Source organism: Providencia sp. Marseille-Q8014 (assembly GCF_965112055.1).
Genome location: NZ_CBCOPT010000001.1, coordinates 3,643,524 through 3,655,986 on the forward strand (window position 1 = coordinate 3,643,524; position 12,463 = coordinate 3,655,986).

Annotated in this window: 15 protein-coding genes; 2 read left to right on the top strand and 13 right to left on the bottom strand. The window is 40.0% G+C overall.

Features of this window, described 5'->3' with window-relative positions; genetic code table 11:
* Positions 1-16: 16 nt before the first annotated feature.
* The 10 genes from ACWPW6_RS16210 to ACWPW6_RS16255 all read right to left on the bottom strand — a co-directional run bounded on the left by ACWPW6_RS16210 (position 17) and on the right by ACWPW6_RS16255 (position 7,948).
* Entirely contained in the window at positions 17-520 is a 504-nt protein-coding gene (locus tag ACWPW6_RS16210) for a fimbrial protein (RefSeq protein ID WP_249999381.1), read from the bottom strand.
* A complete protein-coding gene (locus ACWPW6_RS16215) occupies positions 517-1,005 on the bottom strand; it encodes a fimbrial protein (protein WP_249999383.1) in 489 nt (162 codons plus the stop codon). The genes ACWPW6_RS16210 and ACWPW6_RS16215 overlap by 4 nt, the downstream gene beginning before the upstream one ends.
* A gap of 9 nt (positions 1,006-1,014) precedes the next feature.
* The gene (locus ACWPW6_RS16220; protein ID WP_163863090.1) at positions 1,015-1,512 is read right to left on the bottom strand and encodes a fimbrial protein; all 498 of its coding nucleotides are present in this window, start codon (positions 1,510-1,512) and stop codon (positions 1,015-1,017) included.
* A gap of 14 nt (positions 1,513-1,526) precedes the next feature.
* The gene (locus ACWPW6_RS16225) at positions 1,527-2,048 is read right to left on the bottom strand and encodes a fimbrial protein (protein ID WP_163863092.1); all 522 of its coding nucleotides are present in this window, start codon (positions 2,046-2,048) and stop codon (positions 1,527-1,529) included.
* Between the two features lie 11 nt (positions 2,049-2,059).
* Complete coding sequence (locus ACWPW6_RS16230; RefSeq protein ID WP_154623604.1) at positions 2,060-2,668, bottom strand: fimbrial protein; 609 nt, start codon at positions 2,666-2,668, stop codon at positions 2,060-2,062.
* A 41-nt stretch (positions 2,669-2,709) separates the two neighbouring features.
* A complete protein-coding gene (locus ACWPW6_RS16235) occupies positions 2,710-3,438 on the bottom strand; it encodes a fimbria/pilus periplasmic chaperone (protein ID WP_196713755.1) in 729 nt (242 codons plus the stop codon).
* A 139-nt stretch (positions 3,439-3,577) separates the two neighbouring features.
* Positions 3,578-6,112 (bottom strand): outer membrane usher protein, encoded by a 2,535-nt coding sequence (locus ACWPW6_RS16240; RefSeq protein WP_257759866.1) that lies wholly within the window; start codon positions 6,110-6,112, stop codon positions 3,578-3,580.
* A 95-nt stretch (positions 6,113-6,207) separates the two neighbouring features.
* Positions 6,208-6,744: a fimbrial protein gene (locus ACWPW6_RS16245; RefSeq protein ID WP_154623606.1), complete on the bottom strand. Its 537-nt coding sequence runs from the start codon at positions 6,742-6,744 to the stop codon at positions 6,208-6,210.
* 69 nt (positions 6,745-6,813) lie between these two features.
* Entirely contained in the window at positions 6,814-7,350 is a 537-nt protein-coding gene (locus tag ACWPW6_RS16250) for a fimbrial protein (RefSeq protein WP_154623607.1), read from the bottom strand.
* A gap of 193 nt (positions 7,351-7,543) precedes the next feature.
* Positions 7,544-7,948: a helix-turn-helix domain-containing protein gene (locus tag ACWPW6_RS16255; protein ID WP_154635616.1), complete on the bottom strand. Its 405-nt coding sequence runs from the start codon at positions 7,946-7,948 to the stop codon at positions 7,544-7,546.
* 1,007 nt (positions 7,949-8,955) lie between these two features.
* Between ACWPW6_RS16255 and ACWPW6_RS16260 the strand changes: the two genes are divergently transcribed.
* Positions 8,956-9,324: a DnaJ family domain-containing protein gene (locus ACWPW6_RS16260; RefSeq protein ID WP_154622075.1), complete on the top strand. Its 369-nt coding sequence runs from the start codon at positions 8,956-8,958 to the stop codon at positions 9,322-9,324.
* A 5-nt stretch (positions 9,325-9,329) separates the two neighbouring features.
* Here the strand turns inward: ACWPW6_RS16260 and ACWPW6_RS16265 are convergent, their stop codons facing one another.
* The gene (locus ACWPW6_RS16265) at positions 9,330-10,019 is read right to left on the bottom strand and encodes an AraC family transcriptional regulator (RefSeq protein ID WP_249999397.1); all 690 of its coding nucleotides are present in this window, start codon (positions 10,017-10,019) and stop codon (positions 9,330-9,332) included.
* A 69-nt stretch (positions 10,020-10,088) separates the two neighbouring features.
* Positions 10,089-10,424: a tRNA-binding protein gene (locus tag ACWPW6_RS16270; RefSeq protein WP_154622073.1), complete on the bottom strand. Its 336-nt coding sequence runs from the start codon at positions 10,422-10,424 to the stop codon at positions 10,089-10,091.
* 339 nt (positions 10,425-10,763) lie between these two features.
* Here ACWPW6_RS16270 and ACWPW6_RS16275 point away from each other — a divergent pair, with 339 nt between their 5' ends.
* Positions 10,764-11,321 carry an NADPH-dependent FMN reductase gene (locus ACWPW6_RS16275; RefSeq protein ID WP_154622072.1) on the top strand — a complete coding sequence of 186 codons (558 nt, stop codon included), beginning with the start codon at positions 10,764-10,766 and terminating at the stop codon, positions 11,319-11,321.
* Positions 11,322-11,375: 54 nt separating this feature from the next.
* Here the strand turns inward: ACWPW6_RS16275 and potD are convergent, their stop codons facing one another.
* Positions 11,376-12,425 carry a spermidine/putrescine ABC transporter substrate-binding protein PotD gene (gene potD / locus ACWPW6_RS16280; protein ID WP_154622071.1) on the bottom strand — a complete coding sequence of 350 codons (1,050 nt, stop codon included), beginning with the start codon at positions 12,423-12,425 and terminating at the stop codon, positions 11,376-11,378.
* Positions 12,426-12,463: the final 38 nt, after the last annotated feature.

The following is a 12,463-nucleotide window of genomic DNA, read 5'->3' on the forward strand; positions in this document are numbered from 1 at the left end:
TGTTTTAAAAATTAATTTATTGAAAATCAATGGTCAATGCTCCTGTTGCCATAAAATCATCCCCTATAAGCTCTGTGCCCGCGAGTTTAATAGGCACCGCAGATAATTTTGGGGGGGCCGCTGGGTTAATCGAAAATGCTTTATTCAACTCTAATGCCTGACCATCCTTTTGAATTTGCAAACCGAATTTACCATTATTTAAAGCGCTGACCGTTCGCAATGTCGCCTTATCAAACCCATTTCCAGCTTGAGTACCACTAAATGTTAGTGTGACATCCCAAGGTTGATTTAAATCACCTAGACAGTCCAATTGGTAAGGAATCTCTTGTTTAAACCTATCACCGTCAACTTTACGTACTCCCACTTTACCAAATGACACCTGTATTGGTTTATTTTGGTTAAGCTGACACACAGGAGGAATAATTAAAGTGCCGTCAAATACCCAATTTGCCTGAGCGGATTGTCCGGCTAACATCAACATGTCAAACACAATAAAACAGATGACTGCGAATCGTTTCATTGATAATCCACCTTCAAGGTTGCAAGTGCCGTAAAATGACCACCGTCTGTGTTGCTGTAATTAGCAGTGCTATTCTTTATTGGCGCGACTTTTAAAGAAGGTAGTGCACTGTACGTAAATTTAACGGGTTGATTTATCGCTTGCCGAGAACCATTAATATAAAACACTATGCCTAATTTACTATTTGATGTTTTCAATGCCCCATTACTATTAAAAGTTGTTTGCTCACCTTTCAACGTTAATGTCAGATTGTTTTTAGCTAATTCTGAACAGGTCAGGCTTAACGGCAAATCCTGTAAATAATGAGTTCCATCTATCCGAGTTAATAAAATATCGCCAAAATGAATTGATTCTTGGTTATTATTATTCAAGATGCATTCTGGGGGAGTGACGATAAGATTTCCACGTAGGTTGACATTTACCCCTAAAACCGGAGCAGTACCGACAAAATATAATATTACTAACCACCAACCTGGGTATTTCATATTTTCTCCTTAGCGATAATCAACCAACATGGTTAATATGCCACTAAAATTACCGCCATCGGTTAACACACTACCAATTGGTTTCACTGGGATCGCATATAAAGAGGGCATTGTTCCTTTATAAGTAAAATTCAATACAGCTCCGTTATTCAAACGGGTATTATCCTGATATATCGCAATTCCCAAATTTGTTAGGTTGGTCTTTATGACATTCTGCCCATTAATCGTGGTTGCATTCCATCCCAACGTCATTTTCACCGCATTGCTATAAATGTTGATACAATTTAATTCATATTCAATCTTTGTACGTTTATAGCTGCTATTATCAATCAAGGTTTCGTGTATATTGCCAAAATCCACATCCGTTGTGCTTCCTCCATTAATCGTGCATTCTGGCGGTGTGACCACTAATGTGCCATCAAAATTAACGGTCAAAGCATGAGATAATACAGGGTGGAGACCTACAAATAAGCCTATCCCAAGCCAATAGATTATATGTTTTTTCATACTCATTCCTTAACCTATTGGTAATTTAAGGTCATTGTCATCACACCGGTAAACCTACCCGCATCCGTAAGCATTTTTCCTGTTGGTTTTGTAGGTACTGCATATAATTGTGGCGATGAACCGTAGGTAAAATTAATGGCTGAATTATTTCTCACTCGAGTGCTATCACGATAAATGGCTATCCCTAAATCCGTTCGATTGGTTTTTATTGTTGATTCACCATTTAGAGTTAATTCATTCCAAGACAGCGTCATAGTTAAATTGTTTTTTTCAAGCCCCGTACAAACAAGACCATAATTAATTGGCATCCGCTTATAGCTCGTCCCATCAATAAGCCCTTGCTGTACTTCACCGAAACTAACCGACGTGGCCTGATTACCATTAAAAGTGCACTGAGGTGGCATCGTAATTGTTAATGTCAAATTGAGATTAGCTGTATCCGCTTTAGCAAATATCATCACACTACTTAATAACAAAATAGTGACGAATAACCGCCGTTTTTTTAATGTATAGAGCCTAACATCTATTAATTGCATCAGAATGTCCTCTATTCATAGCTCACTTGAAAACGGATCAATGCACGATAAGCACCAGACCTTAACTCTGCGGTTGTTCGTACTGGGGTTATATAGTAGGTCAATTGATTATGCCCTGAAGAAATCAACTGAGGGCGGCTGTATTGCCCCAATGTTATTGGGTTACGTTCAGCATCACTCAATCGCAATCCCATTCCTTTTGCGCCTAACACAGACACTAACTGCTCATCTTGGGCGTCCGTCGGTGCTAAAAAACGAATTTTCATCGCTGGCATATCTGGGCTCCATAAAACATTGCCCGCTTTATTGCGACTTCGGCTTTCCCCTCTTAAGCAATCTTCTAGCCGTAACTGTATGGCTATAGGAGTCCCCATTTGACCCACTTTCTCTACTTGCCCCGTTCCTATCGTTCCTAAATCTACGGTTTGGTAGGTAGAAGGCATCGCCAGTCGGCAAGCACTTTCGGTTAACGCTCCCTGCACATATAACGCGCCATGAGCCCCATCCACATCCCAGTTATCCACCTTATCTAAGGTGCTCCCCAGAGCAGAACTCGTAAGTAAAATCCATCCTAAACAACTCAACGGCATACCCTGGAGAGTTCTATGCGCTACTGTCATGACGTTCCTCTGTTATCTAATCCGTTCTTAATCCGTCTGTCCTAGTTTTTCTCAGGAACTACATGGCAATTAGGACCTTGGCATGTAAAGGTCAATGTTGGCCGACCACCATAATCATTGATATACGTCAGCACAGGACTCGTTCCCAATGCATTCGCACTTCCTGCTAATGGTTGGCGACTTTTTGGTGCAACCATCACTGGCTCAAATCCAGAGACTGTTGCTCCTTCTTTACGTGGCGTAGCATCTACAATTGTGACGTAATAAGGTGTTGGATTAACCAGTGTATATTGGTCACCTTGCCGAGTTAGCGTCACTTTTTCTTGCCATGGATTATCCCTTTGTTCGCGAGTTGGAATGATCGCTTTTGGGCGATAAAACAACTTAATGCGCGTTTGTAATGCGAGTTGCAATGTGTTCGGTTTATCACTTTTTGGCGGAATTTCGCGCAAGTTAAAGTAATACACTGATTCTCTATCTTGAGGGAGTTTAGCAACACTGGGTAATGCTTGAATTTTGACTTGGCTTTTTGCCCCAGGCTCAATCCGCTGCACGGGAGGAAGCACGGTAAACGGGTCGCTAACTTTTTCACCCTGCCCATTTTCAATCCAACCTTGAGCTAAATATGGCAGCTGTTTGTTTTCATTACTGACATTCAGGCTTATTGACTTATCTTCACCGGTGATAATCGCTCTTGTTCTATCCAGTGCAATGGCAGCATGCGCGTTGGGTAACATCATCGATGAAAAGACGCCCCCTAAAAATAACATTGAGGTACGATAACCTATTGTTTTACTTATCATATAACTATCTTCCTATTCTTATCACTTTAAAGGTAAGTTGTTTCACTATCTGGCCAGCAGATGCACTCTGTTTCCGTCTATCCACACAATCACTCTTGCTTGTGCCTCACTGATTACTGGAAAGGTGGCATGGCAATAACCAACGAGATAACAGCATCTCTCCTTCAGGTAGCTGATCGGGTAAGGTGATCTCACACTGTACCTGCTCATCCCAACGTACTTTTAATACATCTTTAGGATTCAAACCGGTTAAATAAGTCACGCCATCATCACCAACCATGCCGACATTCTGTCCACGTTTATTCAGTACTGTCGCCCCAAACGGCGGCGTATCGTCGTTCGATAAACGCAATACGGCCATTCCACTATGCCCAGCCACGACCTCAAATTGACGATAACCAATCGCCCCTTCGGTTAAAGTGCCTTGTTTTATCGACTGAGACACCTGTGCGTTTTCAGGTAACGAGTTCAAGTCCACGCTAATTTGGTTGCGGTAATAGCTATTCACATCAGTGATGACAGCCTGCCCAAAACGGTTGCTTCGTATCACTGAGCCATAACCACGTAATGGAATATCTGCAACACCATCCGTATCAACAAATATCCGCGTTCCACCTAATTGGTTATTTCTATGCATCACAGCGCCATTTTCTGTGGCAGTAAATCCGCCTTGAAATGACAAGCCAGCGGAGCGATAGCGATCTTGTTGATACGTTGCATTCGCATTAACTTGAGCTAAATCACCTTGATAAGTGTAATAACCACTCATCAGCGCACCTGATTGCGCCCACCCCGTACTTAACTGGTAATTGCTACGTTCATCGAACCGGTTGTAGTAGCTAATACGCTGAGTGCTGTCACTTTGATCCCAACTACTATTCAGGCTAACAGACCCCCTATCTCCCCATGGTATGGAGAGTGAAGCGTACATACCATCATCATTTATTCCGCGATAGCGGTTGCGATAGCCCGTTACATTGACACTTAAATTTTTCCACTTATCGACATCAAAATAGCGCGCTAACGAGATGCTATAACGATCGTTATCCGGCTGATCCCAATATGTTTGATGATAATAATTAACGTATGCACTCAACCCAGTTTCAGGAAATTGCTGGTTATACGAGAGGGTATACATCTCTTTACTGTTGTATTGACGCACTTCAGTAGCCTGTGCCTCTAAATACTCAGACATACTCATAAAACCTTGTTCGGAAAAACGGTACCCAGCAAAAGTCACTTGGCTGTTATAAGCATCAAAGTGTTTTGAATAGCTCAAGCGATACGAACTTCCCCGATAAGTTTTATCACCGATATCCTTTAAGTCTTTTAAATGAGCACGCGCATGCGTTACATCAAATGAAAGAGCCCCGAGCACCTTTAAATCTCGCCCAATACCAAAAGCAGCAGAGTTATAATTCTCTGAGGTCATTCCGCCACCAAACAGAGACCAACCATTATTCACTCCCCATGAAAACTCACCGCTAGCAAAGTTTTCTCCTCTCACTTGGTGGCGCCAATCAGTGGGGCGACCTGCCGCAAGCTTATAGCGTAGGAGTCCAGGTCGAGTCAGATAAGGTACGCTCGCAGTATTTACAGTGAATGTTTGTGTTGAACCGTCTTGTTCTTTCACTTCGACATTGAGCTCACCCGTCAGTGCGTCATTCAGGTCTTGAATACGAAAAGGACCTGCTGCAACTTGAGTCTGATAGATAATTCGCCCTTGTTGGCTCACAATCACGGTTGCGTTACTTTTGGCGACGCCTGTCACTTCAGGTGCATAGCCTCGTAAATTTGGCGGCAACATATTGCTATCAGTCAGTAAACTCAGTCCCGTAAAGCGAAAATTGTCGAAGATGTCAGAACTCAGGTAATCCTCTCCGAGTGTCAATTTAGCGCCTAACGGTTTAACCGAGCGGTACATGTAGTAACGGTTCCAATCTAACGATGACGTTGAATCTTGACCTTGTTGCTTATCAAAGCGCAGCTGCCAGTCAGCTCGTACTCGCCAAACATCTAAGTTAATCCCCATCACCCCATTACCACTGGCGTTGTAGCTGGTTTGCAGTCCACTTCTTGTCTGTTGGCCAATTTGCATATTCAAGTTATAGTCAAGTAACGCTCCTGGTATCCCCTCTTCCCAACGAGCTGGAGGATCCCAGTTCTCCGCCGTATACTCTAAATAAGCTTGCGGTAAACTAATGTATAAAGCCGAGGAGGCTAAATCGGCTTTGACTTCCATCCCTGGGAGGCTCTCTAATGACAAACACTGATCTTGATGCCACCACTGTAATGTCGGCCATAAATTAGGCTTAAGACCGAGTTGTTGCACTAATGTAGGGCTTAAACATGCTTCACTTTCATTCCTCTGGTGTTCTGGCGCATAATAAAAAACAGTTTGTTCAGGAATACTTTGTTTATTTAGAAAAATAGTAAAACTGTATTCTCCGGGCATTAAATAACCGGGACGAGAGAACTGGCTTAAATCAATATTCGCCTGATCATTGACGTCCAAAATATCGGTATTAAATTCTATTTCAGTCGCATTTGTTGTTAAGCTGATGACCAAGGTTGCAAGTAACCCTGCTCTGTATGGCTGAACAAATCGTAATAACGGCGAATAAATACAATTTAGGGTCATGGTATCGACCTTCTTATATATTCTTTTTTCGTGATGTCATTGCATGATTGAATTGAGTCATCTTCCCTGAAAGCCCAGATGACATTACGTCTTCGTTATTCATAATCCAATTTAAAGCGCAACTGACTGTAATATTGTCCTGAACTCAGCGGACGATGATTAGCGACTAACCGCAATTGATAGATTAATTCTCGGTTCCCCTCAACGAGTTGATTAGAAGACATACCTTGACCTGGAATTACGATTTCACCATCGTTATCACGCTGAATTAGCAAACCGACACCTTTGGCTTGCCCGCTCACACCAAATAACCCTTTTTCATGAGGGCCATCAAAGGTAATACGAAAATATTGCCAATTCGGTTTATTCGGATCTTGTTGCTCAAGAACACAATTCATTAATCGAATCACAAAGGGGCGTGTTGGTCCTTGCCCATCACGACGAATTTGTGTCAGCGCTAAGCTTCCCATATCAACAGTTTGGTCACGACTTCCCACATCAATAGCACAAGCTGTTTCAATTATGCTTCCATTCATCTTGACTGAGCCTGATGCGCTTATTGAAGGAGCAAAAATCAAAGCACATATTCCTAGACCGATTGAAAAAACACCGCTGCCTATTGGATTATTCATTCTTATTTCTCACTCAAAATTCAGTTAGGGATGAGCCAAAAACATCCTTGTTTACTGGCTCAATATGAATTATTCGTAAGACATCGTGAAATCTGCAACAGAGCTGAAATCACCAGCAGTAATGGTAGAGATATCGCCACCATTACCCATTAGGTATGCAGAGAAACGTAAGGTATTATTACCTTCTTGAATATTTTGGAAGGGTGTTGCGGTACCCAGTGTGATGACATTCCCGTTACCCGTCGTAATTTGAACGCCCGCACCTGAACCAGTACCAACAATACCGAGCGTTTTATTGGTATTATCGAAGGCTGCGGATGCGCCGGTAAATACCAATTGCACCCCCTTAGTGAGGTTCGTGATATCACAGTTTTCCAGTGCAATGTCAAATACGCGTGGTGAAGATTTACCACCATCAACTAATGCCATATTAGAAATGAGGCCCAGATCAACAGTTTGATCGATAGAGTCTGGAGAAATAGAGCATGGCGCATCAATAATAGCCCCTTTAAATGTGACTTTTCCATGTCCTTGGTCTGCTGCATTTGCGGCAGATGCTAGACCTAGCATCATAAAAGTTGCTATTGCAATTGATTTATTTTTCATGAATAAAACCTATAACCTATTAATTGTAAAACATACGGATGATTAACAAGGAAATAAAATTTCCCACTACAGATTTAAATGCCAATCATTTATTTAATTAAAAAATCAAATAAACAAAATGAACAACTAAATAAAAATAGTTTGATTAAAAATAAAAAAGGAACCCAAAAAGAATAAAAACTACAATTAAAAATTAATAGTATTTAACTGATGAATCACTAATTACATCAAAAAAAGCATCTTTATGTAATAAATTAGAGCTTATATAATTATTCGTTAATACTTTCTCATAAATCAAAAATAGCTCATAATTACTATTTTTAATTTCTTTCGTCACAATATTAAAGAATTCGAAAATAGGCACTTCCAAGAAATATAATATACCTAAAATCATATCCACAGTGATATAGTTAATGCCATTTTCGTATCGTGAAATTTGTTGTTGTGACATACCAACTTCTTTCGCTAATTTCTTTCCTGATATGCCATAGGACTTTCTAAGTTTAAACAATACACGACCAATAATGACAGCCATTTCTTTTTTTATTGCCACTTTGTCACTTTCACTTAAAGGTCGTGAATTTATTTTTAAAAGCATGCCGTTACTCCACTAAAAATCAAAACATAATATTAATTCACTCTTCTATTTCCAATTCATAACCATTGTTACGCTGTAAAAGTGTATTAATTATCATGGAGTAGCATCATAAATGCAACGCAGCCTATTATTAGCAATAAAAAAAACACCATTTATGCGTAAGTGAAAATATATAAAGCCAATAATAAAACAACGACTTAAAAAATATTGTTAAGTTATTCATGTCAATGAGGCAGCATTTTATAACAAACAAATCAAAAAAAGACTAAAAATATGATTTTTAATCCCTAAAGTAATAAATTTTAACAGCTTGAAAAAATATCAAATAATTAATAACAAAATGGATAACTAAAACCCACAATTAGGTGATACTGACTAGCACGCTAAGTTTCATATTCTTTTTTACAATAATCTCATTAATTAACTTAAAAATCATAATATTAATAATATCATTTCTTATCTATTCGCCACTCATACTGAAAACAGTCGATGAACACACTTAAATTTCACAAAATACCCCTAACACACACAATAGAGGTTATTTTTAATAAAGTTAGCCTTCAATGAACGATATTTTTTTCATAAAAGGAGTAAAGCGATATGATATTTTTTCTCCTTCTTCTTCTTTTCCCCTTTAAAATATGAGTAAAAAATAATAAATCAGCGAGCTTTAGTTCAAAACATGGCGCTACTTGCTATAAATAACCAATAACCTCTTTTTTTAGGCCTCAAATCAATCAAAACACGCCATATGTCACCTTATATTTTTCCTAATTTCCGACTATTTATTGATTCAAAATGAGGGGAGCCAGACATAATCAAGTCACAATGAAGATAGCAATGATATCGTTGTTACGATTATAATACTGATGACGTATTTGCCGGTTCTTGCTAAGATTCATGCTGAAAGCATACCGATTTTCAGTGAATTAACCGCTAAGCGTTTATCGATTTTATCGGTCTAATACCCTAGTCACTTTTTATTATATAAAACCTAATGAGTCATTATGTCTGTTATTGATGATTGGGCTGAGCGCCACATTCAAGAAGCCCTAAGCAAAGGTGAACTAAACAATCTACAAGGGGAAGGTAAACCGCTATTACTGGATGATGATAGCCAAGTCCCACCTGAATTACGGGCGAGTTATCGCATACTAAAAAATGCAGGTTATCTACCTCCCGAATTACAAGATCGCAAAGATGCGCTAACCTTGGTCGATATGTTGAAAGGTTTAGAACCTGATAATCCCAGCTATCTCCCTTTAAGCAAACAACTGTCTTTGTTAGAACTGAAACTTAAACAAGCCAATGTGAATACTGACTTTTTGCATGGTGAATATGAAATGCCTATTCGCCAACACTTTAAGCCTAAGTAATGCACTCATCTCCCCAAGCGATATTCCATTGGTCTTTTACCATAGAATTGGCGAAATGCTTGGCTAAAAGCCGAATGAGAGTCATAGCCGACCGCTAATGCAACCTGCTCAATTGAAAGAGTTCCCATCAATAAACGGCATGCGGCTTCCATTCGCTGTTGTAATACAAATTGCATCACGGTTAGCTGAGTCTCTACTTTAATTTTGCGCTGTAATGTACTGACTGACATACAGAATGCATTAGCCATATCTTGGCAACTAATTGGCCGATGTAAGCGCGCATCAACCCATTGCGTAATGCTATCAATCCACTGAGATTGTGGTTTCAATTGTGCGAGTAGTAATTTTGCGATAACCGTATTCTGCTCAGGCGGCTGGGGGAAATTTTGTAACCAATTTAATAATCCCATTGCCGCCGGAGTTAACGAAAAGTAGGGCGTTTTTTCATCAACACGCCATTGTGAAGCGATTGGCATTTCCAAAACATAGTTTTGGTTACCTGTTTGTCCGCTAAAGGCATGGCTCACACCCGGAGCGATTATCACCCCGTTGCCTGCACCCAACAAAAAATGTTGTCGATGCATATTAATTTCCATTCCACCAGCTAATGCAAAGACAATTTGCCATTGCCCATCATGCTGATGAGAAACAACATCTTCGGAATATTGGCGGTAATGTAATTCAGGCAATAACAAAGGCGAACTCCTACTTGCTGGGCATAGTAGCAGTATAGCCTTTTTATTATTTAAATTGCAGCTAGCCTGTCAGGCAAGTCTCGCACCATTAGGCAGAGGTAAATTGAACTCAGCCAGAACGATAGCGCCTGTCTCGTCAGGAGCACCTGTAATAAGAACCTCAGATTTAATACCTGCGATGCGCTTGACCTCAAAGTTACATACGCACAATACACGCTTACCAACCAATTCTTCTGGTGTGTAATTGACAGTAATTTGTGCGCTCGAACGCTTAATACCTAATTCACCTAAATCCACGTCCATAACATAAGCAGGTTTTTTGGCTTTGCTATTCACTTCCGCTTTAATTATCGTACCAGCCCGCATTTCAACACGAGTAAAATCGTCCCATTCAATATGTTGCATATTTTTTCCCTGAGTTAAGTCATACATAAGTTTTAGGCTATCACAAACCTTGTGTAGAACTTTATCGCCAAACAGGCATTCTTTGTCGCGCAACCGTCATCGCAAAACGTTCCTCTCTAAGCATAACGAATACCGAAAATCGACATTTATCGCCGCTATATCCTTACCGTAATCTTATTTATATTCGTTATTCAATTCGTTACAAATACGGCTAGCTAATCTTAAAAGCTCAGTTTTTATGACTCTCTAATGTTTATATGTCTTAAATTGGATTTATATGCCGATAAAGCGCTAGAATATATAAGCAGAACATCTAATCACAAAAGAAAAGGATGTATTATGTCGAATCAATATCAAATTGGTGTTGTTGTAGGAAGTTTACGTACAGACTCATACAATAAATTGGTCGCCAATGCACTCATCAAGCTATTCCCAGCGCATTTCTCATTTCAATTTATTGATATCAGTCAACTGCCTTTATATAACCAAGATGCTGATCAACATGTTCCCGCCATTGTCACGGGTTTCAAATCACAAATTACTCAATGTGATGGCATTATTTTTGTTACCCCTGAATATAACCGTTCAATCCCCGGTGTTTTAAAAAATGCCATTGACCAAGGCTCACGCCCATGGGGTGATAATTCATGGAATGGGAAACCAGCGGGTATTTTAGGGGTATCGATTGGAAATATCAGTACTGCTATTGCTCAACAGCACTTGCGTAATAGCCTTGCGTTTTTGAATATGCCAACGCTCAACCAACCTGAGTGCTATTTGAAATGGTTTGATGGTATGGTCGATGAACAAGGAAATTTTGCCCCTAAGAGTAAAGAGTTTATTCAAGCGTGGGCTGATGCTTATGCGCAATTTGTCATTAAGAATAGCAGCAAATAATAAAACGAAAAGGGCATCGCCGTTGCGATGCCCTGATTAAAAATCGCTAATATATTAGCGACCTGCTTTTAGTTTCTGAAAATACTCTTCATACACAATATTTGCATTACCGACATCACTTTGCCATTCACCTTTTTTCAACACCTCTTCACTTGGATACAGGGATGGATCATTAGCGATTTCTGGCGGTAGCATCTTCTTCGCTTCTAGGTTGGGTGTTGGATAACCGATCGTTTCCGCAACCTGTGCGGCAATTTCAGGGCGCAAGAGGAAGTTGATCAACTTATGTGCCCCTTCTGGATTTTTCGCATTTGCAGGGATAGCTAAGCTGTCCATCCAGAAAATTCCCCCCTCTTTTGGCCAAACAACGTCTATTGGTAAGCCGGCTTGACGCGCCACAAAGGCGGAACCATTCCACAGCATCCCAACATCAACTTCACCTTCAATAAATGGTGTTGCAGGGTTATCGGAGTTGAAAGCTAAAATATTTGGACGTAATTTTTGCAGCTCTTTATAAGCTTCTTCAATTTGTTTAGGGTCTGTGGTGTTACCTGAATACCCCAATTTCGTCAATGCGACTTGGAATACCTCACGCGCATCGTCCATCATTAATAGGCTATTTTTATATTCGGGTTTCCAAAAATCAGCCCAAGAAGTCACCGAGCTAGGGTCAACCGCATCGCCGTTAATACCAATACCCGTTGCCCCCCAAATATAAGGGATCGAGTAATCATTTTGTGGGTCGAATTCTTTATGCAGTAGATTCGGGTCAAGATTATTAAAATTACTGAGTTTGTTTTTATCAATTTTTTGTAACATGCCTTCTTTACTCATTTTAGAAATAAAGTAAGTTGAAGGAACGACCAAATCATAAGCACCTTCTTTATAGGTCTTGAGTTTGGTGTACATGCTTTCATTTGATTCGTAGGTGGAATAAATCACCTTGATCCCAGTTTCTTTAGTAAATTGCTCTAATAAACCAGGGGGAACATATTCTGTCCAGTTATAGAAATACAGTACGTCTTTATTTTCGTCAGCAGCTGTAGCTGCGCCAATACTTGCAGCAACTAAGCCAGCCGCCAGCAGATAGGACCATTTTTTCATTACTGAGCATCCCTCAACAAAGTGTTTTTTTATACTCG